The sequence below is a fragment of the Ruminococcoides intestinale genome, from assembly GCF_040095935.1.
GTDB classification, from domain to species: Bacteria; Bacillota; Clostridia; order Oscillospirales; family Acutalibacteraceae; genus Ruminococcoides; species Ruminococcoides intestinale.
In genome coordinates this window covers 592,799-617,398 of the sequence record NZ_JBBMFQ010000001.1, presented here as the reverse complement: position 1 = coordinate 617,398, position 24,600 = coordinate 592,799, and the positions used below count along the sequence as shown (strand labels likewise).

At 39.6% G+C, this 24,600-nt stretch carries 26 protein-coding genes; all 26 read right to left on the bottom strand.

Annotated features, from left to right (window positions below; genetic code table 11):
- Positions 1 to 6 precede the first annotated feature (6 nt).
- The gene (locus WMO31_RS02945) at positions 7 to 414 is read right to left on the bottom strand and encodes a YlbF/YmcA family competence regulator (RefSeq protein WP_015523806.1); all 408 of its coding nucleotides are present in this window, start codon (positions 412 to 414) and stop codon (positions 7 to 9) included.
- Positions 415 to 429: 15 nt separating this feature from the next.
- Positions 430 to 1,833 (bottom strand): tRNA (N6-isopentenyl adenosine(37)-C2)-methylthiotransferase MiaB, encoded by a 1,404-nt coding sequence (gene miaB, locus WMO31_RS02940; RefSeq protein ID WP_242961757.1) that lies wholly within the window; start codon positions 1,831 to 1,833, stop codon positions 430 to 432.
- Positions 1,834 to 1,921: 88 nt separating this feature from the next.
- Positions 1,922 to 2,575 carry a sporulation protein YunB gene (gene yunB, locus WMO31_RS02935; protein ID WP_178085338.1) on the bottom strand — a complete coding sequence of 218 codons (654 nt, stop codon included), beginning with the start codon at positions 2,573 to 2,575 and terminating at the stop codon, positions 1,922 to 1,924.
- Between the two features lie 47 nt (positions 2,576 to 2,622).
- Positions 2,623 to 3,111: a CD1247 N-terminal domain-containing protein gene (locus WMO31_RS02930; RefSeq protein WP_367999163.1), complete on the bottom strand. Its 489-nt coding sequence runs from the start codon at positions 3,109 to 3,111 to the stop codon at positions 2,623 to 2,625.
- Between the two features lie 20 nt (positions 3,112 to 3,131).
- Positions 3,132 to 3,689: an elongation factor P gene (efp, locus tag WMO31_RS02925; protein ID WP_015523803.1), complete on the bottom strand. Its 558-nt coding sequence runs from the start codon at positions 3,687 to 3,689 to the stop codon at positions 3,132 to 3,134.
- A 104-nt stretch (positions 3,690 to 3,793) separates the two neighbouring features.
- A complete protein-coding gene (locus WMO31_RS02920) occupies positions 3,794 to 4,885 on the bottom strand; it encodes an aminopeptidase P family protein (RefSeq protein WP_367999162.1) in 1,092 nt (363 codons plus the stop codon).
- On the bottom strand, positions 4,885 to 5,316 hold the full coding sequence (gene aroQ, locus WMO31_RS02915) for a type II 3-dehydroquinate dehydratase (protein WP_367999161.1): 432 nt from the start codon (positions 5,314 to 5,316) through the stop codon (positions 4,885 to 4,887). The genes WMO31_RS02920 and aroQ overlap by 1 nt, the downstream gene beginning before the upstream one ends.
- 72 nt (positions 5,317 to 5,388) lie before the next feature.
- Positions 5,389 to 5,565, bottom strand: a complete 177-nt coding sequence (gene rpsU / locus WMO31_RS02910; protein WP_015523801.1) for a 30S ribosomal protein S21 — start codon at positions 5,563 to 5,565, stop codon at positions 5,389 to 5,391.
- 130 nt (positions 5,566 to 5,695) lie between these two features.
- Positions 5,696 to 8,107: a leucine--tRNA ligase gene (gene leuS / locus WMO31_RS02905; RefSeq protein WP_367286029.1), complete on the bottom strand. Its 2,412-nt coding sequence runs from the start codon at positions 8,105 to 8,107 to the stop codon at positions 5,696 to 5,698.
- Positions 8,108 to 8,124: 17 nt separating this feature from the next.
- Positions 8,125 to 8,478 carry a ribosome silencing factor gene (gene rsfS, locus WMO31_RS02900; RefSeq protein WP_021883963.1) on the bottom strand — a complete coding sequence of 118 codons (354 nt, stop codon included), beginning with the start codon at positions 8,476 to 8,478 and terminating at the stop codon, positions 8,125 to 8,127.
- Positions 8,475 to 9,062, bottom strand: coding sequence for a bis(5'-nucleosyl)-tetraphosphatase (symmetrical) YqeK (yqeK, locus tag WMO31_RS02895; protein WP_021883964.1), 588 nt, complete (start codon positions 9,060 to 9,062; stop codon positions 8,475 to 8,477). The genes rsfS and yqeK overlap by 4 nt, the downstream gene beginning before the upstream one ends.
- 5 nt (positions 9,063 to 9,067) lie before the next feature.
- Positions 9,068 to 9,670, bottom strand: coding sequence for a nicotinate-nucleotide adenylyltransferase (gene nadD, locus WMO31_RS02890; protein ID WP_117948929.1), 603 nt, complete (start codon positions 9,668 to 9,670; stop codon positions 9,068 to 9,070).
- Positions 9,671 to 9,672: 2 nt separating this feature from the next.
- On the bottom strand, positions 9,673 to 9,975 hold the full coding sequence (gene yhbY, locus WMO31_RS02885; protein ID WP_015523798.1) for a ribosome assembly RNA-binding protein YhbY: 303 nt from the start codon (positions 9,973 to 9,975) through the stop codon (positions 9,673 to 9,675).
- A gap of 18 nt (positions 9,976 to 9,993) precedes the next feature.
- Complete coding sequence (gene rdgB / locus WMO31_RS02880) at positions 9,994 to 10,590, bottom strand: RdgB/HAM1 family non-canonical purine NTP pyrophosphatase (protein WP_117948931.1); 597 nt, start codon at positions 10,588 to 10,590, stop codon at positions 9,994 to 9,996.
- Between the two features lie 5 nt (positions 10,591 to 10,595).
- Positions 10,596 to 11,510, bottom strand: coding sequence for a signal recognition particle-docking protein FtsY (gene ftsY, locus WMO31_RS02875; RefSeq protein ID WP_015523796.1), 915 nt, complete (start codon positions 11,508 to 11,510; stop codon positions 10,596 to 10,598).
- Between the two features lie 19 nt (positions 11,511 to 11,529).
- On the bottom strand, positions 11,530 to 15,105 hold the full coding sequence (smc, locus tag WMO31_RS02870) for a chromosome segregation protein SMC (RefSeq protein WP_367999160.1): 3,576 nt from the start codon (positions 15,103 to 15,105) through the stop codon (positions 11,530 to 11,532).
- Positions 15,056 to 16,081, bottom strand: coding sequence for an elongator complex protein 3 (locus tag WMO31_RS02865; RefSeq protein ID WP_367999232.1), 1,026 nt, complete (start codon positions 16,079 to 16,081; stop codon positions 15,056 to 15,058). Before WMO31_RS02865 ends, smc begins: the two co-directional genes overlap by 50 nt.
- Positions 16,082 to 16,103: 22 nt before the next feature.
- Complete coding sequence (gene rnc, locus WMO31_RS02860) at positions 16,104 to 16,781, bottom strand: ribonuclease III (RefSeq protein ID WP_015523794.1); 678 nt, start codon at positions 16,779 to 16,781, stop codon at positions 16,104 to 16,106.
- Positions 16,782 to 16,815: 34 nt separating this feature from the next.
- Positions 16,816 to 17,796, bottom strand: a complete 981-nt coding sequence (plsX, locus tag WMO31_RS02855) for a phosphate acyltransferase PlsX (RefSeq protein WP_367999159.1) — start codon at positions 17,794 to 17,796, stop codon at positions 16,816 to 16,818.
- A gap of 10 nt (positions 17,797 to 17,806) precedes the next feature.
- Positions 17,807 to 19,114, bottom strand: coding sequence for a methylenetetrahydrofolate--tRNA-(uracil(54)-C(5))-methyltransferase (FADH(2)-oxidizing) TrmFO (gene trmFO, locus WMO31_RS02850; RefSeq protein ID WP_296061694.1), 1,308 nt, complete (start codon positions 19,112 to 19,114; stop codon positions 17,807 to 17,809).
- The gene (topA, locus tag WMO31_RS02845; protein ID WP_015523791.1) at positions 19,115 to 21,205 is read right to left on the bottom strand and encodes a type I DNA topoisomerase; all 2,091 of its coding nucleotides are present in this window, start codon (positions 21,203 to 21,205) and stop codon (positions 19,115 to 19,117) included.
- Positions 21,206 to 21,286: 81 nt separating this feature from the next.
- The gene (gene dprA / locus WMO31_RS02840; protein WP_367999158.1) at positions 21,287 to 22,546 is read right to left on the bottom strand and encodes a DNA-processing protein DprA; all 1,260 of its coding nucleotides are present in this window, start codon (positions 22,544 to 22,546) and stop codon (positions 21,287 to 21,289) included.
- Positions 22,543 to 23,325 carry a TrmH family RNA methyltransferase gene (locus WMO31_RS02835; protein WP_118101606.1) on the bottom strand — a complete coding sequence of 261 codons (783 nt, stop codon included), beginning with the start codon at positions 23,323 to 23,325 and terminating at the stop codon, positions 22,543 to 22,545. Before WMO31_RS02835 ends, dprA begins: the two co-directional genes overlap by 4 nt.
- Positions 23,326 to 23,397: 72 nt before the next feature.
- Entirely contained in the window at positions 23,398 to 23,748 is a 351-nt protein-coding gene (gene rplT, locus WMO31_RS02830; RefSeq protein ID WP_015523788.1) for a 50S ribosomal protein L20, read from the bottom strand.
- Between the two features lie 42 nt (positions 23,749 to 23,790).
- The gene (rpmI, locus tag WMO31_RS02825; protein WP_015523787.1) at positions 23,791 to 23,988 is read right to left on the bottom strand and encodes a 50S ribosomal protein L35; all 198 of its coding nucleotides are present in this window, start codon (positions 23,986 to 23,988) and stop codon (positions 23,791 to 23,793) included.
- A gap of 23 nt (positions 23,989 to 24,011) precedes the next feature.
- A complete protein-coding gene (infC, locus tag WMO31_RS02820) occupies positions 24,012 to 24,554 on the bottom strand; it encodes a translation initiation factor IF-3 (protein WP_021883974.1) in 543 nt (180 codons plus the stop codon).
- Between the last annotated feature and the right edge of the window lie 46 nt (positions 24,555 to 24,600).

Genomic DNA, 24,600 nt, shown 5'->3' with positions numbered 1-24,600 from the left:
CGTTTATCAGCCGCAACCGCCGCATGTAGCACAACTGCCTGAGCATGATGACTGGCTGTAATCAGCAGTTTCGGGATCTGCGCCCTCAGCAGACTGCTGAACAATTGCGAGAACTCTGTTTGCAACAACATCAAAAGCAGCCTTTGCATCATTGTAGGCAATCATATTTTCGTTTGACATAATCTGAGAATATGCCTCTCTCATCTCGGTATTAAGCTTAGAAAGCTTTTCCTGATCTCTCTCTTTTTTTGATGCTTCATTGTTTATTGACATTCTTTTAAGATTGAATTCACCGATAAGACGCTGAAGCTCCATATCTGCATCTGCATTCTTCTGAGCGTCCTGCAATTTTTTATATGAGTCTTCTTCCTGAATGAGTCTTCCAAGTTCTCTTGCTTTCTCAATGATATCCATAGTTTTAACCTCCGATTATTTTACAAGCTCACCCTTTAATATCCAGTTGCGAGCCTTTGTTATTTTTACATTTCTGAATGTTCCGATACAGTCCTTTGATCCTTCAAGCTCAACTATTATGTTACCGCTTGTACGACCGCACAATTCACCGTTCTTATCGTTTTCACCTTCAATAAGTACCTTTTCGGTTTTGCCAACCATTGAAGAACAACGCTTTGCCGCAATTTCTTCCTGAACATCAAGAAGTTCACGGAACCATTTTGATTTTTCTTCAGCGGAAATCGGATCGTCCATTTTAGCCGCAGGAGTACCTACTCTCGGTGAGAAAATGAAGGTAAAGAGCGATGTAAACTCAACCTCACGGATAAGCGATAAAGTTTCTTTGAAATCTTCATATGTTTCACCCGGAAAACCTACAATGATATCACTTGTAAGTGAAAGACCGTCAATTTTCTCTTTAGCATAATTGATTATTTCAAGATACTTTCTGCGGTCATAGTGACGATTCATCGCTTTAAGCACTCTGTCCGAACCGCATTGGAACGGAAGGTGAAGATGCTTGCTTATATGAGTACCCGATGCAATTGTGTCAATAAGTTCCTTTGAACAATCCTTCGGGTGAGATGTCATAAAGCGAAGCCAATAATCTCCGTCAATTGAATCGACCTCACGCAAAAGCTGTGAAAAGTTTACTTTCTCGGAAAGCCCTTTTCCGTAGGAATTTACATTCTGACCGAGAAGGGTAATGTCTTTATAACCCGACTCAATCATATTTTTAGCCTCAGAAACAATAATATTCTTTTCACGGCTGCGTTCTCTGCCTCTTACATAAGGCACAACGCAATATGTACAGAAGTTGTTGCAACCGTACATAATCGGTAACCAACCCTTGAAAGTGCCGTCACGCTTAACAGGAAATCCCTCATAAAGTTGATTATCGTCATTACCTCTTTCAAACACTCTTTTGCCGTCAAGAAGAGCGTTATACATAAGCTCAGGAAAATGGTGCAATGAATGAGTACCAAACACAAGTCCTACAAAAGGAAAGCTCTTGTAAATTTTATTGGCAACATGCTCCTGCTCCATCATACAACCGCACAAAGCAATAAGAATCTGCGGATGCTTACGCTTTAGATTTTTTAATGCACCTACATTGCCGAACACTCTGTCCTCAGCATGTTCTCTTACGGCACAGGTATTGAAAAGTATGAAATCCGCATTGTCCGGTTCATCTGCAAACTCAAATCCCGACTGTTCAAGCATACCCTTAATTTTTTCACTATCAGCCACATTCTGCTGGCAGCCGTATGTTCTGATATACGCAACAGGCTTCTCTCCTCTTTTGCGGATATCCATAATTTCAGCTATTAAATTCATATACTCCGATTGTTTTTCGGAAATTTTCTGACTGTCAGGCAAAGAAATGCCTCCTAACCCATTGTATTAACTGTTAGATTATAACACAAGATATACGGTTTTTCAATGTTTTTCACAGGTTTTTCAAAATTTACTTCTTATAAGTCTGAAACAGAGAACCGTATCCGGACGGTATATTACCCACTATTACGGATTGTGCAATTTCAAAATCGGTAGTAAATGTTATTTTGCCTGAATAATCAAGCGAGGTTGTCATTATTTTTGAGGTGAGCAAAAGCTTTATATGGTGGATTGTCTGATTTATTCCCGCTTGTTCAAATGTACTTATAACTTCCGAGGAAAAGCTTCCTGTAAGATTGAAACTTACGGGAATGCAAGGTCCGACATTTGAGAGTATTGTAATATTCGTAAATGCACCGAGAGGTATTTCAATTTCATTGTCATATACCTTAGCTATTTCCTTTTGTACGGCTTTCGTGATGTCGGCTTTAATTCTGTTGATTTTGAATGAATCCGTTTCGATGGACTGCACATTTCCGTTTTTATCACAATTAATCTTTGCAATATCACTGTAAGAATAATTAAGCTTGTCAAGTGTGTTATTCACTGCATCGCAGACAGAATTTACAGACAATATTTCAGCCTGAATTCTTATGTACTCCGGTCTGAAATCTGACAAATGCACCTCGCAGAAAACAGTAACACCGATAATCAGTAAAACCACAGAAAGAAGTATTTTCTTTAAAAGAACAAATTTTCTTTTACACCTTTTTCTGTACAACATAAAAACACCCCTCGTATATACTATACGAAGGGTGTTAGTTTTGTTAATTATTCTTCTGTGTCTGAACAACCGTCGCATGATGCACAATCGGCATCACACTCGTCATCTTCCTCATTGCTGAAAAGCTCTGAAAAATCAAACTCAAGGTTCTCACCGCAGTTAGGACACTCGATTTCGCCTTCAAGAAGGACATCTTCGGAAACATTAAGCTTCTGACCGCATGAATCACAAGTCACCTCATAAAAAGGATTCTCTTCATCATCAAAATCGTAATCGTCATCTTCATCGTCATAATCTTCAATGTCATAGTCCTCGTCATCGTAAACATCAGACTCAACATCAGCAAGATCCTGATCAATTTCGTCAACCTGAACGCTTAACTCATCGTAAAGTTCTTCCATGTCAGATACTTCAAAAGCCATATCATCAAGAAGATCAACGATTGCATTAAGAACCTTTACTTCAGGTTTTGACTCATCAAGCTCCAAACCGTCGCAAAGACCGCGAATGTAAGAAATTTTTTCAGTAAGATTCATAACTGATTCTCCCGCAGAAATTATGCTCTGCCCATATATTCGCCTGTTCTTGTGTCGATCTGAATAACCTCGCCCTCATCAATAAAGAGAGGAACTTTAATTTCAGCACCTGTTTCAAGAGTTGCAGGCTTTGTAGCGTTGGTTGCTGTGTCACCCTTAAAGCCGGGATCTGTCTTTGTAACCTTAAGTTCAACAAAGTTTGGGGGCTCAATGCCGAATACATTGCCCTTGTAAGAAAGAACCTTGCACACCATATTTTCCTTAACAAACTTAAAGTTGTCACCGAGAACGCTCTTGTTAATCGGAATCTGCTCCCATGTTTCTGTATCCATGAAGTAGTAAAGATCGCCGTCTGAATAGCTGTATTCCATATCCTTTCTGTCAATGAAAGCTGTGGGATACTTATCGTTCGGGTTGAAAGTTTTTTCAACTACTGCGCCTGTAATAACATTTCTGATTTTAGTTCTTACAAATGCAGCACCCTTACCGGGCTTTACATGCTGGAATTCAATGATTGATACAACCTGACCGTCCATTTCAAATGTAACGCCGTTTCTGAAATCACCTGCTGATATCATTAGTAATACCTCCTAATTATCTTTCATACGGAAATACGGTAATGTATGCCGTAATATAACAATTTACATTATACATAACAATGACAAAAAATGCAAGACTTTTATTACACAATAATGAGTTCTTTGGGGAGTGAAACAAAGTTTTTGTACCCTGCATCAGTCACACAAAGCATATCTTCAATGCGAACACCGAATTTACCAGGCAGATATATTCCCGGTTCATCGGTTATTATCATACCTTTTTTCAGCATTGTTTCACTTCTCGGAGATACAACGGGAGATTCGTGGATATCAAGTCCTACACCGTGACCGGTTGCATGACCGAAATATTTTCCGTAACCGTTTTCCGAGATTATATCTCTTGCAATTTTATCGACATCAGAACATTTTGCTCCTGGTTTTACGCTGTCAAGTACAGCAAGCTGAGCTTTTAATACGATGTCATAAACCTTTTTCATTTCTTCGTCAGCCGACTTGATTGCTACCGTACGCGTAGTATCGCTGTGATAGCCGTCAAAAATTGAGCCGATATCAAAAGTAAAGAAATCTCCCTTACTGACAATATCATCTGACGGAACTCCGTGAGGCAATGAAGTCTTTTTGCCTGTAATCGTAATGAGATCAAATGAAACACCTTCACCGCCGTTAAGCTTTATGAGGTGTTCAAGCTCAAGTGCAACCCTGCGTTCGCTGACACCGGGTTTTAGGTAATTCAACACTTCAAGATATGACTTTTCGGTTATCTCCTGTGCTTTAGCTATTTTTTTAATTTCTGATTCATCCTTGATACATCTGATTTCTTCAATCTTATGATCAAGACTGCCGTCACAAACGCACTCAATATTATTTTCTAAAAAAGCCTTTTTAAAACGATTATATTTTTCAACCGTAATATCGGATGCCTCAAAAAATACATTCACAACAGAATTGTTCTTCAATTCGCTTATAAGGTCTTTAAACAACTTAGTAAAACAAACAACCCTGCATCCGCTTGATTTTTTTAAAGCAGCCTCATAATATCTGAAATCAACAAAAAGAACAGTTTCATTTTCAGTCACAAGCAAATAGCCTTCGCTGTGAAAGAATCCGCAAAAATAGCCGATATTCTTCTCATTAGTCAACAAAACAGCCTGACTGTTACTGTCAAGAAATGTCTTTAAATTTTCAAGTCTTTGCTCAAATAAAGAGTTTTGCATTACATCAAGTCCTTTAATGCATTGATTGCGAGAAAGTAACTGTTTTTGCCAAAACCTGCAATCTGACCGGTACAAACAGGTGCGATTACAGATGTATGTCTGAACTCTTCTCTTGCGTGAATATTAGACATATGAACCTCTACAAAAGGAATCTTTACACAAGCAATGGCATCTCTTAAAGCATAACTGTAATGTGTGAGAGCGCCTGCGTTAATTACAACACCGTCAAAGTTACCCTTTGCCGAATGAATTTTATCGATAAGATCTCCCTCGTGATTTGACTGAAAAACTTCGGCAGAAAAGCCGTTGCTTTCTGCATATGAAATAATCTGCTTTTCAATATCGGAGGCAGTTTCTTCTCCGTATATTCCCTTTTCACGGACGCCTACCATATTGAGGTTAGGTCCGAGTATAACAAGAATCTTTTTCATAGTGTCACCTTTTTTAAAAGAAATATGAAGATAAAACAAAAAGCGGACAGAATGCTCTGTCCGCCTGTTTGATTACCTGTATTTGCGTTTGCGAGCTGCTTCGGATTTTTTCTTACGCTTTACAGAGGGCTTTTCATAAGCTTCTCTTTTGCGAACCTCAGCAATAACGCCAGCTCTGGCACACTGCTTTTTGAATCTTCTTAAAGCACTTTCAAGGGATTCATTCTCTTTAAGTCTAATCTCTGCCATCTATCTTCCCTCCCATCTGCCACCGGGCATGGGTAATTTGCATATAATTGCAAATGTTATTATACATTATAACTCGAATAATGTCAATAGCATTGTAGAAATTTAGGTCAAATTAATTTTAAAAGTTGAATTATGGCTTAACAACAAGGTTTACAAGTTTCTTCGGAACAACAATTTCTTTAATAATTTTCATTCCGTCAATAGCCTTTTTGACATTCTCATCATTTTTTGCAAGATCAAGAACAGCATCCTTGTCTGCATCAACAGGAATGTTAAGCTTAGCTTTAATTTTGCCGTTTACCTGAACAACAATTTCTACACTTTCGTCAACGCATTTTGACTCATCATATTCAGGCCACTCGGCTTCGGCAAGAATACCGTTGCCAAGCTTACAAGCCTCGTAAACTTCTTCCGTAACATGAGGAGCAAACGGATTAAGGAGAATTGAGAAAATTCTGAGTTCTTCTTTATTAATTGACTTTACATTTGAAATATCGTTGATTAAAGCCATAAGAGTTGCGATAGCAGTATTGAACTTTATATTTTCAATATCCTCGCCAACCTTTTTGATTGCCTTGTTAAATACACCTTCAAGCTCAGGTCGGATTTTATCACCGTCAACGAGAACACTCTGAAGATTCCAGTAACGCTCAACGAATCTGCGACAGCCTCTGATGCTTGCCTTACTCCACGGAGCAGCCTTTTCAAAGTCACCAATGAACATTTCATATAAACGCATTGTATCTGCACCGTATTCGTCAACGATTTCATCGGGATTTACGACATTGCCTCTTGATTTACTCATTTTCTCGCCGTTTTCACCGAGAATCATGCCGTGTGAAGTACGCTTAGCGTATGGTTCCGGAGTAGGAACAACACCGATATCATAGAGGAACTTATGCCAGAAACGGCTGTAAAGAAGGTGGAGAGTTGTATGCTCCATACCGCCGTTGTACCAATCAACAGGTGACCAGTAGTTAAGAGCCTCTTTTGATGCAATGGCATTCTTATTGTGCGGATCCATATATCTGAGATAGTACCATGATGAACCTGCCCACTGAGGCATTGTATCGGTTTCTCTCTTAGCCTTACCGCCGCAGCAAGGACAGGTTGTGTTAATCCAGTCTGTCATCTTGGCAAGCGGTGATTCTCCGTTATCAGTCGGTTCATATGACTCAACCATAGGCAGTCTGAGCGGAAGGTCTTTTTCATCAATCGGAACATAGCCGCACTTCTCACAATATACCATCGGAATAGGCTCGCCCCAATAACGCTGACGGGAGAATACCCAGTCACGGAGTTTGTAGTTAACCTTTGAATGGCCCTTACCCTCACTTGTGAGCCAGTCAATAATTTTCTTCTTTGCTTCATCAACAGTAAGGCCGTCAAGCATGCCCGAGTTAACCATAATACCCTTGGCACAATCTGTGTAAGCCTCTTCCTGAACATTGCCACCTTTAACAACTTCAATAATAGGAAGGTCGAATTTTTTTGCAAATTCCCAGTCACGGGTATCGTGAGCAGGAACAGCCATAATAGCACCTGTACCGTATGATACAAGAACATAGTCAGAAATAAAAATCGGGATTTCCTTATTGTTTACAGGGTTTATAGCATTAACACCGTCAATTCTGACGCCTGTCTTTTCTTTAGCTACCTCTGTTCTTTCAAAGTCAGACTTACGAGCGGCAGCCTCCTGATACTTCTTGATTTCGTCCATATTAGAAATCTTGTCAGCCCACTTTTCAATCATTGGGTGTTCAGGAGAAATTACCATGTATGTAGCACCGTAAAGTGTATCGGCACGAGTTGTATAAATTGTAAGTGTGTCGCCTGTTGTAGTTGTAAAATCAACCTCCGCACCCTTACTTCTGCCAATCCAGTTCTTCTGCTGTGCTTTTACTCTGTCAGGATAATTTACAAGGTCAAGGTCATTGATAAGTCTGTCTGCATATTCTGTAATTTTAAGCATCCACTGTGACTTAACCTTGTGAACGACTTCACTTCCGCAACGCTCGCAAACGCCGTTTACAACTTCTTCGTTTGCAAGAACGCATTTGCACGAAGTACACCAGTTTACATTCATCTCTTTCTTATAAGCAAGACCGTGCTTATAGAGCTGAATAAAAATCCACTGAGTCCACTTGTAGTATTCGGGATCTGTTGTATTGATTTCTCTGCTCCAGTCAAAAGAAATACCGAGTGACTGAATCTGCTTTTTAAAGCGGGCAATATTCTTCTTTGTTACGATTTCAGGGTGAATGTGATTCTTGATCGCATAGTTTTCGGTAGGAAGGCCGAAAGCGTCCCAACCGATAGGATAAAGAACATTGTAACCCTCAAGTCTGCGTTTTCTTGCAACTGTATCAAGTGCTGTGTACGGACGGGGATGACCTACATGAAGGCCCTGTCCCGACGGATACGGGAACTCGATAAGAGCATAAAACTTTTCTTTTTCTGTGTCATCACTTGCATGGAACACACCTTTATCTTCCCAGATTTTTTGCCATTTCTCTTCTACTGCTTTATGATTGTATTTCAAAGTAACCCCTCCTGCAATTAATCAACGATACCTGTCAGGTCAACGCTTTCGCCGTCCTGCCAAAGTCTTTCAAGGTCATAAAAATCACGGGCCTCATCATCAAACACATTGACAATAACATCAATGTAGTCAAGAAGAATCCATGAATTTGATCTGTAACCTTCTATATGACTTACCGAAATTCCTGCCTGATCAAGCTTGTATTCAACCTCATCGGCAAGCGCCTTGACATGGGTTGAGCTTGTACCTGTTGCAATTACCATATAGTCGGCAAGAACAGAAACATCGGCAATTTTTATAATCTGAATATCAAGTCCCTTTTTTGAACTCAGGGCTTTTGCTGCAAGTATTGCTTCATCGTAAGAACTCATTTGTTTTTTCCTTTCGTTTGGGATATTTGCAGAACAATTTCATTATAGCAGGCAACTTCATCGGGATGAATCGCAAGCTGTCTTTTAGAAAGATCCTTGAATGTAAACTGATAGCCGTAAAGCATAGCCTCCTCAAGGCTCTTTTTAGATTTCTTTCTCATTGTTGCCACACCGCTGTATGTACGCTCCTCGGAAGTAAAATCAGCGGTAAAAATAACTTTTTCCAAAAGACTCATTCCCGCTCGTCCTGTTGTGTGATACCTTATTGCGTTGAGTATATCTTCATCGTCAATGCCAAGCTCATCACGGACAACAATGCTTCCGCTCATTCCGTGCCAAAGCTTTGGTGCATGAAGTTGAACATTGTCTAAAATTATACCACTGTCGATAATAATTTGCAACTGCTGTTCCTTTGGCATTTCTTTGGTTATATCATGCAAAATACCGGCAATCTCAGCCTTATTTTCATCAGCACCATAATGTTTTGCGAGCTTTTTCGCCTCTTTCGCAACATTTACACTATGACTAAATCTGTAATCGCCCATTCTTTCACGGATTATTTTTTTGTAATCAGAGATATTCAAAGCACTCACTTCCGATATAAATTATTTTTTATAATATAATCGTAAACACTTTTATCAAGCATACCGCTTATCAAATCAAATTCATCAAGGTTATCCCTTATGAATGTTGACGATACGCTTATTACGGGATTTGGCAGAATAACCGCATCTGCTCCCATAGGTTTCAGAACATTCTTGTAGAATTTTTCAAGTTCAGACTTATTTTCATCATCACGGGGAATTGTTATTATTGACGATTTTTCAAATATAATTTTGGGATTTTTCCACCTATCCAGAGTCAGAAACATATCTGCACCCATTATTGTATATAAGTGATCATCAGGATAAATTTCTTTTAGCTGTGTAACAGTTTCGTAGGTGTAGCTTTTTCCCTGTCTTTTAATTTCGATATCGGACACAGAAAAGTTTTTCTTTCCCTTGCACGCAAGTACACACATATTAAGACGATCGTTTTCGCTTGCAAGATTCTTGCTTATTTTGTGCGGCGGAACAGCCGTAGGTATCATAATAATACGATCAAGTCCAACGCTGTCCATACAATACTCGGCAAGCATTATGTGTCCTTTGTGAACAGGATTAAAAGTTCCGCCGAAAACACCTGTTTTCATAATTACTTCTTTGCCTTTGGAAGCTCGATAACAGGCTCATCATCGTTTCTTCTGTAAAGTACAAATTTTGAACCGATTACCTGAACAACATCCGCAGAACATTTTTCTGCGATAGCTTCGGCAGCTTCTCTTGATGAATATGCACTGTTTTCAAGAACCTTACCTTTTATAATTTCTCTTGCCGTAAGAGCATCGTCTGCCTGTTTGATGATATTATCCGTAATTTCACCCTTACCAACAATAAGAATTGTATCAATACGATTTGCAAGTCCTCTGAGAAATGCTCTCTGTTTGCTGTTCAACATATATTAATTCCTTTCAAATCAGTTGTTTTTGAAATAGTTTTCAAGTTTAGCTTTAAGTTCTGTCAAAGCCTTTCCTCGATGACTTACGGCATCCTTTTCTTCGGCTGAAAGCTCTGCAAAACTCTTGTCGCCAAACATAAAAATCGGATCATAACCAAATCCGTCTTTGCCGATTGGCTCATAACCAATTTTACCTTCACAAATACCCTCGGCTGTTATCTTTGAACCGTCGGGAAGAATACAACAGATTGAAGAAGTGAAGTGAGCAGAACGCTTGTCATCATCGACATTTTTCATCTCATCAAGAAGTTTAATGTATCTTTCTTCATCTGTCAAGCCTTCACCGCCATAGCGAGCCGTGTAAACGCCGGGTCTGCCGTCAAGAGCGTCAACACACAAACCCGAATCATCGGCAACAGCCGGAAGTCCCGTTTTTAAATAAGCCGCATTAGCTTTGAGAAAAGCGTTTTCGGCAAAAGTAGTTCCGTTCTCATCTACATCATCAAGAGTTATTCCCTCTTCTTTCGGAGTAACCGCATTGATTCCGAGCGGATTAAGTATTCTTTCAAGTTCGACAAGTTTCTTTTTGTTATTGCTTGCAATTATAAACTTCATATTCATCATTCCTTAATGCTGAAAAGTGCGTCTGCAAAAGCATCGGGATTAAACGGCTGTAAATCGTCAATTTGCTCGCCTACACCGATATATTTAACAGGGATGCCAAGACCGTCCTTAATTGCAAGAACTACACCGCCTTTTGCAGTGCCGTCAAGCTTTGTAAGAACAATACCCGTAATTCCGGTTGCCTGTCTGAACTGCTCAGCCTGATTAACCGCATTCTGACCTGTTGTCGCATCAAGAACAAGAAGCTTTTCTTTTGACGCATCCGGAAGCTCACGGTCAATTACACGGTTGATTTTTGCAAGCTCATCCATAAGGTGCTTTTTGTTATGAAGTCTGCCCGCAGTATCACAGATTATTACATCTGCATGTCTTGCCTTTGCGGCTGAAATTGCATCATAAATTACAGCAGCAGGATCACTGCCTTCTTTCTGCTTAATAATTTCGCACTTGCTTCTGTCTGCCCAAATTTCAAGCTGTTCAATTGCGGCAGCTCTGAATGTATCGGCTGCGGCAAGAATAACTTTTTTGCCCTCTTTTGAAAGTGCATTTGCAAGTTTACCGATTGTAGTTGTTTTTCCTACACCGTTTACTCCGATTACAAGAATAATTGACGGAGATGTTGCAAGATCAAGTTCTTCACCGCCTCTGAGCATATCGGCAATAATTTCTTTGAGAAGCGAAGTAATTTCAGACGGATCTTTTATACCTTCCTTTTTTACTCTTTCTCTGAGTTCTTTACAAATCTTTTCGGCTGTCGGAACACCTACATCGCCCATAACGAGCAATTCTTCAAGTTCTTCAAAAAGCTCATCGTCAATTTTTGTAAAAGATTTGAGCATTGAGTCAATCTGACCTACAACCGCATCACGAGTTTTTTTCAGTCCCTCTTTAATCTTTTTGAAAAATCCCATATTATCACTGTCCTTATAATTACTTTGAATCTATACCGAGTTTTTCCGCAACTTCGGTTGAACGAAGTTCGAGTAATTTTGAAATGCCCTCATCCTGCATTGTAACACCGTAAAGCACATCGGCTTCTTCCATTGTACCACGGCGATGCGTAATGAGAATAAACTGTGTATTATCTGTCATTCTGCGAAGATATGCGGCAAAACGATAAACATTTACATCATCAAGAGCCGCCTCTATCTCGTCCATTACGCAGAACGGAGCAGGTCTTACTTTCATTATAGCAAAATAAAGTGCAATTGCAACAAGCGCTTTTTCACCGCCTGACAACGCCTCAAGATTTATAACAATCTTACCCGGCGGATGAACAAGAATATCAATTCCGCTTGTCAGAATATTTTCCGGATCCGCAAGCGAAAGTGACGCTGTACCGCCGCCGAAAAGTTCTTTGAAGGTGTAGGTAAAGTTCTTATTAATCTGATCAAAGCTCTCGACAAACACTTCTTTCATCTGCTTTGTGAGGTCAGTAATAAGCTTTTCAATCTCTTTCTTTGACTTTTCAACATCATTTACCTGTGCGCTCATAAATTCATATCTTTCGGAAACTTCTTTGTACTCTTCAATAGCGGATACATTTACATTTCCCAAAGACCTGATTTTTTGTTTAAGCTCGTTAAGTCGCCTCTGCGCCTGTTTTGAGTCATCAATTTCAACGGCACAATCTTCTGCCTCTCGTCTTGTCAGTTCGTATTCTTCCCAAAGCTTTGAGATAATATCATCATACTGCTTCTGAATGTTGATTTTTCTCTCTTCAAGTCTGGCAAGCTCTCTGCCCGAGGTTTCACGCTCTGATGTTTTATCACGCTCAATCGTTCTGATTTCGGCACTGCGTTTTTCAAGCTGTTCTCTGTCAGCATTGATTTTTTCAATAGCTTTTGAGCGTTCGTTCTGATTGGCAATCAACTTTTCAATTTCTGCATTTGTAGAATTTATAAGCTCTGTCTTTTCAAGAATAACACTTTTGATTCTCTCAATCTCTTGATTTAATTCTGCTTTTCTTTCAAGATTTTCATTGCCTGTTGATTTTGCAAAAACAATATCCGAATTAAGAGCGTCGATATCCTTTTGCGAAGAAACAATTTCAAGTCGCAGATTCTGTAACTGCAAAGAAATTTCTTCACGCTTTTTTGTAAGCTCTGCTCTGCTGCCCGTAAGTTCATTTACCTTTTCTTCGGCAGCAAGGATTTTCTTATTGAGTTCAACAAGGAGCTGCTTTGCGGAATTTTTATCTTTTTCAAGAGTTTCAATTCTCAGACGACAATTTGTAATTTCATTCATTGAATTTTCAACAGAAGCACCTGCATTGGCAAGTTCATTGTCACAAGCTCTCTTTTCAGCCTCGAGTCTTACAAGGTCTTGTCGAAGATTTGAAAGATCTGCTCTTGAACCGAGAAGCTGAGCCTCAAGCGCCGAATATTCACGAGAAATTTCAATACTTCTGTTTTCGGCATCTTTTGATTTCTGTTCAAGGACTGCAGTCTGCTTTTTAAGTGTTTCAATCTCATTTGCTCTGCTGAGAAGTCCTGTGTTTCTGTTAAGCGAACCGCCTGTGAGTGAACCGCCGGCATTAACAACCTGACCGTCAAGAGTTACAATTTTAAATCTGTAAGAATATTTCTTAGCAATTGTTGTTGCGCAGTTCAAATCCTCTGCAATCACAATTTTGCCGAGTAAGGAATAGAGGATTCCGTTGTATTTATTATCACATGAACAAAGATTTGCGGCAACCCCTACAAATCCGTAGCAATCTTCAAGACCGTTTTCACGGAGTTCTCTCGGCTTGATTGTGTTAAGCGGAAGAAATGTTGCTCGACCGCCGTCAACGGATTTAAGATATCTAATTGCCCGCTTTGCATCCTCATCGGTTTCGGTTACAATGTTCTGCATAGCCGAACCGAGGGCCGTTTCAATTGCAACTCCGTATTCTTTCGGAACTGAAATTACTCGTGAAACAGGACCGCATATTCCGTGAACCTTGCCATGACTTTGAGCATTGACAACTGTTTTTACGCTCTTTGAAAAGCCCTCAAGATTACGCTCAAGATTTTCAAGGAATGAAATTTTTCTCATATGCTCCTTGACATCAAGCATAAGTTTGTTGCTTTCTTCACGGAGTTCGTCTTTTTTCTTTTCTTTTGAAGACAATTTAAGTTGTAAACCGTCTATTGTATTTTTCAGCGATTCAATTTTTTCTTTTGCAACACCGATTTTATTATCATAATCTTTTGAAATATCAGCAAGTTCTTCAGACTGCGTTTTCTTTTCGTCATTAGATGAAATTAAAGATTCTATTCTTGAATTAAGTTCCGAAACCGTGCTTTCGGCAGTCATCTCGGTAACTCTTGCATCAGCCGACTTTGAAGTAAGAACAGAAAGTTCGGCAGTAATTTCCTGCAAAACATCACTGCTTTTACCTGAAGTCGTATTAATTTCGTTAAGCTGTTCCGAAAGCTCACTGTACTTTTTCTTTTTAGCGATTATATCAGTGTCAAGTTCCGAAATTTCTTTTTCCTTATCGGCAATTCTTTTTACAAGTTCATCCGCATTGACATCAAACTGTGCAATATCATTTTTTATTCTGTCAATATTTTCATTGTTATGCAGAATATCATTCTCCGCAACAGACACAAGAGAACGCTTCTCTGAAATCTGCGATTCAATATCCGTGATTTCGGTTCTGATATTTTCTATTTTAGAAGAATACTCACCGTTTCTTATGTAAATTTCTTCACTTTCGGTCTGAATTTGTTCAAGTGCGGTTTCTGCGTCATCATATTGAGATTTTGCAATTGAAATTTTCTCATCCTGAACCTTTAATTCATTTTGTGAACGGTCAAGAGTTAAAAGCCAGAGTGCAATTTCAAGACCTCTTTTTTCTTCGGAATATTCAAGAAATTTTTGAGCTTTTTCAGATTGCTTTTCAAGAGGGCCGACTCTTTCTTCAAGTTCGGTTACAATATCACGAAGTCTTAAAAGGTTGTCCTCCGTACTTTTCAACTTTCTCTCAGCGTCAATTTTTCTGTATCTGTAGCGAGAAATACCCGCAGCTTCTTCAAAAATTTCTCGTCTGTCCTCACCCTTTGAAGAAACAATGCTGTCAATCTTACCCTGACCGATCATTGAATAACCGTCACGACCGAGGCCTGTGTCCATAAAGAGTTCGTTGATGTCTTTAAGACGAACAGCCGCTTTATTGATAAGATATTCGCTTTCGCCGCTTCTGTAGTATCTTCTTGTAACGGCTATGTCATCACCATTAAAATCAAGGGCACGGTCTTTGTTGTCAATATTCAGAGTAACTTCGGCATAGCCCTGTCTTTTACGCTTATCTGTTCCGTTAAAGACAACATCTTCCATTTTGGCACAACGAAGGCTCTTCGGTGACTGTTCACCGAGAACCCAGCGGATAGCGTCACTGATGTTACTTTTGCCTGAACCGTTAGGACCGACAACCGAGGTAATTCCCTGTTCAAAAGATAATTTAGTTTTATCGGGAAAGGTCTTGAAACCTTGAATTTCCAAAGACTTTAATCGCATCAGCAAGCTCCTGTTTTAAATATAATTCATATTTCTGCAAAGTATCGTCAAAACAAACCGCAAAATTATATCCGAGTTCATTCAATTTGTTTACATTACTTCTCTTTTGTCCGAGAAATTTTGACAGAGATTTAGAATTGATAACAACCGTTTTAATTTCATTCAAATCGGGAAAATCTTTTGCTTTTTCGATAAACTTATCGTAAAAAAGCTTATTTTCGCACAATTCCTTAAAAGCCGGGTGATAGTTGTCACCGTAGCTGTTATTTACAAGGCTGTCGGAATAATGAAGTCCGAGCCTGATAATTTTTATATTGTTCTTTTCAAAAAGTCCAATCAGCTTTGAACAAAGGTTGACGGACTTTTCAAGACTATACGGTGTGTATTCTCCGTTAAGGTAAAGTTCGGCAAGCTTTGTATCTTTCATGATAACCGTAGGATAGATTCTTACGGTATCGGGATTAATTTTCACAAATGTTTCGGCTGTGTATAAATCCTTTTGAATATCTGATTTATACAGTCCCGTCATCATCTGCAAGCCAAGTGAAAAGCCATAACTTTTAATAAGCTCTGAGGATTTGAAAACACTTTCAGCGCTATGTCCTCTGTCATTTGCAAGCAGTACATCGTCGGACATAGATTGCGCACCAAGTTCAATTGATGTCACACCATAGCTTTTCAAAATATCAAGAATTTCTTTATCAATATAGTCGGGACGGGTAGAAATTCTTATTCCGCAAAATTTATCTCTGAACTTTTTAGTTGCATCAAGGAGAGATAACATATAGGTTCTGTCAATAGCTGTAAAACTTCCGCCGAAAAATGCAATCTCAGCATTTTTGGTGCGTTCGTCCAAATCAGAAGCCGCTTTACCAAGTGTCTGTTCAACATCAAGGGGAGTCGGCTGATATGCCTGACCTGTTATCTTATTTTGATTGCAAAAACTGCACATATGCGGACAACCGTTGTGCGGAATAAAAATTGATACATTACTGTGTTTAATAACCCATCAGCTCCAAAGCTTCTCTGGCGGCCTGTTGTTCCGCTTCTTTCTTACTTCTTCCGCCGCCTTTGCCGATTACATTACTGTTGAGATGAACTTCAACAACAAAGTGTTTGTTGTGGTCAGGACCGCTTTCACCCACGAGAACATATTCAAGCTGTTCACCGGGATTTTTCTGGATAATCTCCTGCAAGGCGGTTTTATAATCGTTAAGCTTCTTCTTCTTTGAGTTCTTGATTGCAGGAATTACAAAATTAAGAATATGTTTCGACGCAGGATCAATACCACCGTCAATATAAATTGCTGCAATCAAAGCCTCAAAGGCATCCGAAAGAATTGACGGGCGTTCTGCACCGCCGTTGTTTCTTTCGCCTTTACTTAACACAAGGTACTTCCCGAGTTCAATCTGCTTAGCAAATTCAAAAAGAGTTTTCTCGCAGACAAGTGACGCTCTGAGCTTTGTCAATTCGCCTTCGGGAAGTTCGGGACAATGCTTGAAAATATAATCGGAAACAACAATTGAAAGTACCGCATCACCGAGAAATTCAAGTCTTTCATTATATTTTATGTGTTTAGCCTTATGTTCATTTGCATAAGAAGAATGAGTAAGTGCCTCTGTAAGCAAATCTGTATTTTTGAATGTATAGCCGATTCTCTTTTGTAAATCTTCCATTATAAAACTCCTAAAGCAACATTATTTGCAAAAATTAAAGTGATGAAGAGATCGCTTCAATAGCGTTTGCTTTTACATATTCAACAGAAAGTCTGATAGCATTCTTAACTGTAACAGCCTTGGCACTTCCGTGTGCTTTAAACACCGGCTTTGATGCACCGAGAATAGGCGCACCGCCGTATCTGTTGTAATCAAAATGCGTTTTCATATTTTTAAGGTCCTTCATAACAAGACCTGCTGCAAGTTTACCCTTGACGCTGCCCATAAACATATTTTTAATCTGATTCATCATTACAAGAGCAACGCCCTCATATGTTTTGAGAATCAAATTACCTGTAAAGCCGTCACAAACTACGACATCACACACTCCGTTCGGAATATCCCTGCCTTCTACATTTCCGATGAAATTCAATTTGCTGTTCTGAAGAAGTTCATGCGTATTTCTGTAAAGTTCTGTTCCCTTGTGTTCTTCTGCACCGACATTGGCAAGTCCGACACGGGGGTTTTTGATACCCATAACCTTTTCCATATATATTGAACCCATAACAGCAAACTGATACAGCATTTCGGAACGACACTCAACATTTGCACCGCCGTCCATAAGCATAAAGAATCCGCTTTCAGACGGCATAACAGGAGCAAATGCGGGGCGTTTAATCCCTTTGATTCTTTTTATTGCAAGAGTTGCACCGACACACAATGCACCGCTGTTCCCTGCACTGACAAATGCATCGCCCTTGCCATCGTTAAGCAAACGAAGACCTACAGCCATAGAGCTGTCCTTTTTTTCTTTAAGAACGGACTCAGCAGAATCTTCCATTGTGATTTTCTGTGTACAATGACAAATATCAATATTATTCATTGAAAGTGAGTTTTCCGAAAATACATTTTTAATTTTGGTTTCATCACCGGTCAAAGTTACATTTATGTTATATTCGGCAACTGCCTCAACACAGCCTTTGATAATTTCCAATGGAGCGTTATCACCGCCGAATGCGTCAACAATTATGTTCATTCCATTCACCTTAAATATCCTTTAAATAATTATCCAAACTTTTCAACGCTCTTGCAGAATAAGCTGCACCACGCTCTTTTTTATCCCTCGGTCGGTTTTCAAGCTCCGGCAAAACTCCGAAGTTTGCACCCATTGGCTGAAACTTTTTAACCGACGAATCAGAGATGTATGCCGAAAGTGCGCCAATCATTGTATCATTTGGTAATGTAATTGTGCTTTTTCCCTCAGCAACTCGACAAGCATTTATACCTGCCATAATTCCCGAAGCTGCAGATTCCATGTATCCTTCAACGCCTGTAATCTGACCGGCAAAAAAAAGACTATGATTGTCCTTAACAGAAAAATCGCTGTTAAGTATTCTCGGCGAATCAAGAAAAGTATTTCTGTGCATAACACCATAACGAACAAAGTCCGCATTATGAAGTGCAGGAATAAGCGAAAACACTCTCTTTTGTTCGGGGAATTTAAGATTAGTCTGAAATCCTACAAGATTGTACATATTGCCGGCTTTGTTTTCTTTTCTGAGCTGAAGAACCGCCCAAGGTCTGTGACCTGTCTTTGGATTCACAAGACCGACAGGTTTCATAGGTCCAAAGCGAAGTGTTCCCTCGCCTCTTTGTGCCATTACCTCAACAGGCATACAGCCCTCATACACTTTCGGATTGCTGACATCGCAATCATGCAAGGGTGCTCTTTCTGCCGATATGAGTGCATTGTAGAAGGTTTCATATTCCTCCTTGTTCATCGGACAGTTGATATAATCGTCACCGTCGCCCTTATCGTATCTTGATGCACAAAAAGCGTACTCCATGTCAATACTTTCAGCGGTAACAATAGGAGCGGCGGCATCAAAAAACGAAAGTGAGGAACCGAACATTCCCCTTATATATTCGGCAAGCGGTTCAGAAGTAAGCGGTCCGCTTGCCACAACCGTGATTTCATCTTTCGGAATTTCACAAACTTCTTCTTCGTAAACCTCAATAAGCTCACAGCTCTTTATGCCTTCCGTTGCAAGAGAAGAAAAAATATCTCTGTCAACGGCAAGCGCTCCGCCTGCAGGGACTTTGCAGGCATCTGCACACTTCATAAGGAAAGAATCGAGTCTGCGCATTTCTTCTTTCAAAAGCCCTGCGGCGCTTTCAACACGCATGGCTTTAAGAGAATTTGAACAAACAAGTTCAGCGTATTTCTCAGTATGATGAGCAGGCGTTTTTTTATTCGGTTTCATTTCATAAAGATGCACTTTTATTCCGTGAGAGGCAATCTGCATTGCCGCCTCACAACCTGCAAGTCCTGCACCGATTACATTAATATGCATTTATTTATCATCCGTATCTGCTGTTTTAGTATAACCGCACCCCTCTGTTGCACAGAACAATGTCGGCTTTTTGCCTTTTTTCTTGAAGAGAATTCCTCCGCACTGCGGACACTTCTCGTTTGTTGGTTCATTCCAACTTACAAAATCACACTCGGGATAGTTGGAGCAGCCGTAAAAAATTCTTTTTGTCTTTGTACGCTTGATAATGACATCGCCGCCGCACTTCGGACACTTAACACCCGTTTTTTCTACATACTTAATGATGTTTTTACATTCAGGGTATCCGGGGCAGGCAATAAATTTACCGTATCTGCCGACTTTAACAACCATCTGACGACCGCACTTGTCACAGATAATATCAGTTTCGTCTTCTTTTAAGTGAAGCTTTACGCCTTCCATATCTGCTTTTGCTTTTTTGAGAGTTTTATCAAAATCTCCGTAGAAATTGTCAAGCAAAGCATGCCACTCTTCTGTTCCTTTTTCAACCTTATCAAGGTCTTCCTCCATCTGATTTGTAAACTTTACATTAACGATCTTTGGAAAACGCTCTTTCATAAGATTGGTTGTAACCTCACCGAGTTCCGTAGGAACAAGGCTTTTGCCCTCACGCTTAACATATTCATGACTTGTAATTGTTGTAATAGTTGCGGCATAAGTTGACGGTCTGCCAATGCCGTATTCTTCAAGTGCTTTGATGAGTGACGCCTCCGTATATCTTGCAGGCGGCTGTGTAAAGTGCTGATTTTTCTTCAACTCTTTACATCTCACAATCATATCTTTTTCAAGTGGGGGGAGCTGTGTAGTCTTTTCTTCTTCAACATCCTTGCTTTCCACGTAGAGTGTTGTAAAGCCTTCAAAATCAACTCTGTATCCTGACGCCTTAAATGTATAACCGTTGGCAACAATATCAGCCTGTGTTGTTTTCTGGATACAATCAGCCATTTGTGATGCAGTAAATCTGTTCCAAATGAGCTTATATAGCTTATACTGATCCGACGTAAGGCTTGCCTTTACGCTGTCGGGAGTAAGAGAGGGCATTGACGGTCTTATAGCTTCATGACCGTCCTGTGCATTACTTCTTGATTTAAAAAATCTTGGCTTTGGCGGAAGAAACTTTTCACCGTAAGAATTTTTTATGTATTCGGTTACCTCTTCAATTGCAACATTTGAAATTCTGAGTGAGTCTGTTCTCATATAAGTGATAAGACCGGTTGCACCCATACCTTCGATATCAACGCCTTCGTAGAGTTCCTGAGCAACCTTCATTGTTCTTCTCGACTGGAAACCGAGTTTTCTCGATGCTTCCTGCTGAAGAGTTGATGTTATAAACGGAGGTGCAGGAGATTTCTTTCTTGTACCGTTCTTAACCTTTGTAATTACATACTCGGCATTTTGAAGATCAGCCTCAATTTTATCAGCCTGTTCACCGTTGGTAATCTTAATCTTACCGTTTTCATCGGAATATAAAGATGCAGAAAAAGATTTTCTGCTGCCCTTTGGGATGAACTTTGCATCAATCGACCAGTATTCCTCAGGCTTAAATTTTCTGATTTCCTCTTCCCTGTCAACAATAATCCTTACAGCAACAGACTGAACTCGTCCTGCAGAAAGACCTCTTCTGATTTTCTGAGAAATAAACGGACTGAGTTTATAACCGACAAGTCTGTCAAGAATTCTTCTTGCCTGCTGAGCATTTACAAGATCAATATTAATTGATCTCGGATTGCTCATACCGTTTGTAACACCGGATTTTGTAATTTCATTGAATTCCACACGGTTAGTTTCATCTGTGGGTAAACCGAGAATATAGGCAAGATGCCAAGAAATTGCCTCTCCCTCACGGTCAGGGTCGGTTGCTAAATAAATATGCTCGCTTTTTTCAGCGGCTGATTTTAAATCATCAACAAGTTTTTCTTTTCCTTTTATAATTTCATACTTTGGAGCAAAGTTCTTTTTTATATCAACACTTAATCTTGATTTAGGCAAATCACGGACATGACCCATTGAGGCAACAACTTCGTAACCGCTACCAAGGTATTTTTTAATTGTTTTTGCCTTAGCAGGTGACTCAACAATTACTAAATCTGACATATGTTTTCACTGCCTTTCTGCCCTGTTATGTGTAAAAGGGCAACGGAATATCGGATAACGAATAAGAATATTCGGTAAATATTATTTTAAAATATAATTTCTTCCCTGTAATGCCGAAACAAGATCTTTCATTTCAAGCATCGTAAGTGAGGTAAGCACCTTAAACACAGGGATTTTCAAATCAGCTGAGATTTTATCTATATGAACAGGCTCATTACCGATGTATTCATATACATCCTGAGCTGTTTTTGGCAAATTTAAGTTTTCTTTATGAACAGGTTTTTGCACAACCGTTTCTGATTTTTCTGATACATACGGCACTGCGGTTTTAGCCGGCTGTTGAACATTTTGTTTATTAACATAAATTCTTGAATGAGCTTGTTTTCTTATACCTTTAACAGGAAAATTGCCCGTATCAGCAAGAGAAATATTGTCAATATCGAATTCATCATCAGTGGTTGCATACAGGCTGTCAAACTCGCAGAGTATGTCCATAAAATCGGTAACGGGTATTGCAAGACCTTCTTTAATGAGAGCGTTTGAACCTTCATTCTGAGGGCTGTTATTTCCGAGCAGAGCAAAAATTGTTTTGCCTTGTTCTGCGGCAAGATTTGCGGTAATAAGCGAACCGCTCTTCTTTCCCGCTTCCATAACAAGCAATCCGTCCGATAAAGCGGCTATAATTCTGTTTCGGGCAGGGAAATAGTAATTCCTCGGTGTTTCATCAGGCGGATACTCTGTAATGACAGCACCTCTTTTTGGAATTGTACTTCTAATGTCTGAATTTTCCCTGAGATATGAACAATTAAGTCCGCAACCTCTGACACAAATTGTAATTCCGTCCGTAGCAAGTGCGCCTCTGTGCGACGCACCGTCAACACCCAATGCGCCTCCGCTGACTATAATTGTTCCGTATTTTGACAGTGCATATGCAAAACGGTAGGAATTTTCTATTCCATACTTAGTTGCTCTGCGAGTACCGACAATACCGATTGAAAAAGTATTGTCAATATCAGGCATAACACCGTTTACATATATGAGAGCAGGAGGACATTCAATATTGTAAAGACATTTCGGAAACAATTCATCGTCAATGCATAATATCGAATAATTGCATTCAATACATCTGTCTACGATTTTCTTAGCGTCATCAAGACCGGTTGAAGAAAATCGTTCAAGGTCTTTTTGTGAAAAAATTCCGCAAAGACGCCACTCCGAAATACCGCCGTAATAAAAGGCAGACACATCGGAATACATTTCGGATATTCTCTTTACCTTTGGATTATTATAGCCTATCGAAAGTGTAATCCAAATCCAGTAACAGGCATTACGCGAAATCATTTCATCATTTCCCACATTATTATTGACGCCGCAACGGCGGCATTAAGCGACTCGGCTCTTCCATCCATAGGAATAGTAATTTTATGTTTACAGGCACTTATTGTTTCTTCTTTAAGACCGTTTCCTTCATTACCTACTGCAACGATGCAAGGCGAAACAAAGGGAGTCGTTGTAATCTTATCAGCCGACGCCGATACGACCGCCGCATAAGATTCAAGTTCACTGTGTGCATTCAGATAACCTGAAATTGTATCCGACACAACAAAAGGAAGTCTGAACACTGCCCCCATACTGCCTCTTACAACTTTAGGACTGTAAATATCGCAACAATCGGCAGAAAGAACGATACCGGTAACATTCAGAGCCTCAGCCGTTCTAAGAATTGTACCTAAATTGCCGGGATCCTGCAGATTATCGAGTGCCAAAAATTTGTCACCAGTCTTTATTTTATCAAAACAAGCAGTTTTGTCAAGTGCTTTTATTACACACAGAAATCCTTGAGGCGACTCTGTATCACACATCTGATTAAATATCTTATCAGATACAATGAATGTTTTGTCGGAATATTTTTGCAGATTTGAAAAGTCATCCGCATATTTCTCACTGGCCTTTTCACTTGCGAAAAAGGTGTCAATACATGCCTTACTGAGCATTGCATCCATACAAATGCGAACACCTTCTGCAATGAAAAGTCCAGATTCACGCCTATATTTTGCACTTTTTCTGAGCTTTACGGCATTTTTTATATTAGAATTATCTTTGCTTGAAAGTATAGTCATAAAACCATCCAAATTTCTGTAAAAAACAATTGCGTTTGGGATAACCCAAACGCAATTACAAAGTAAGTTAAATTAAGCGTTCTTAGCCTGTTCAACAAGTGAAGTAAAAGCAGCAGGGTCTGAAATTGCAATTTCAGAGAGCATCTTACGGTTAAGAGCAATGCCAGCCTTCTTCAAGCCGTTCATGAAAGTTGAATAATTTGTGCCGTTAGCCTTGCAGGCAGCCGAAATACGAGTAATCCAAAGACGACGGAAATCTCTCTTTCTCTGCTTACGACCGATATATGCATAATTGCCGGACTTCATAACAGCCTGTTTAGCCATTTTAAAGTGTCTTGATTTTGCACCCCAGTAACCCTTAGCAAGCTTTAATGTCTTTTTTCTTCTTTTGCGAGTCATCATCGCACCTTTTACTCGTGCCATTATATATTACCTCCGTTTATGTTAGTTAGTAGTCCTCAATGATTATTTGTAAGGAATAAGACGCTTGATCTGAGCTGTGTTTGTCTTATCTGCAGCAACAGTCTGACGAAGACCTCTTTTACGCTTTGTTGTCTTCTTGTTCAAGATGTGACTTTTGTTAGCGTGAGCACGGATAACCTTACCATTCTTAGAAAGTTTGAATCTCTTTTTGGCACCGCTGTGAGTTTTAATTTTAGGCATATTAGTATCCTCCTTAGCTTTAATTACTTATTAGTCTTTGGTGCAAGAAACATAAGCATATTTCTGCCTTCAAGCTTTGCAGGCTTTTCGACAACAGCTGTTTCACTGCAAGCATCAGCAAATCGTTTCATTGTTTCAAGACCGATTTCAGGGTGTCCCATTTCACGACCTCTGAAACGAATTGAAACCTTAACCTTATCGCCGTGTTTGATAAACTTCAGAGCATTATTAAGCTTTGTATTAAAATCGTGTGTATCGATATTAAGAGAAAGCCTTACTTCCTTGATATCAACAACTCTCTGATTTTTTCTTGCTTCCTTTTCCCTTTTAGCCTGTTCAAAACGGTATTTTCCGTAATCCATAATTTTGCATACAGGAGGATTGCTCTGCGGAGCAATTTTAACCAAGTCAAGGTTCTTCTGTTCTGCCAAATCAAGTGCTTCTTTAGCTGACATAATGCCAAGCTGCTGACCATCAGAGCCGATGATTCTCAACTCTTTGTCACGGATTTCTTCGTTAATCTGAATTTCTTTCTTGCTGATGGGTAAACACCTCCAAAGTCTCATAAAAACAATAAATGCGGACAGAAACACTCCGTCCGCATAACAATAC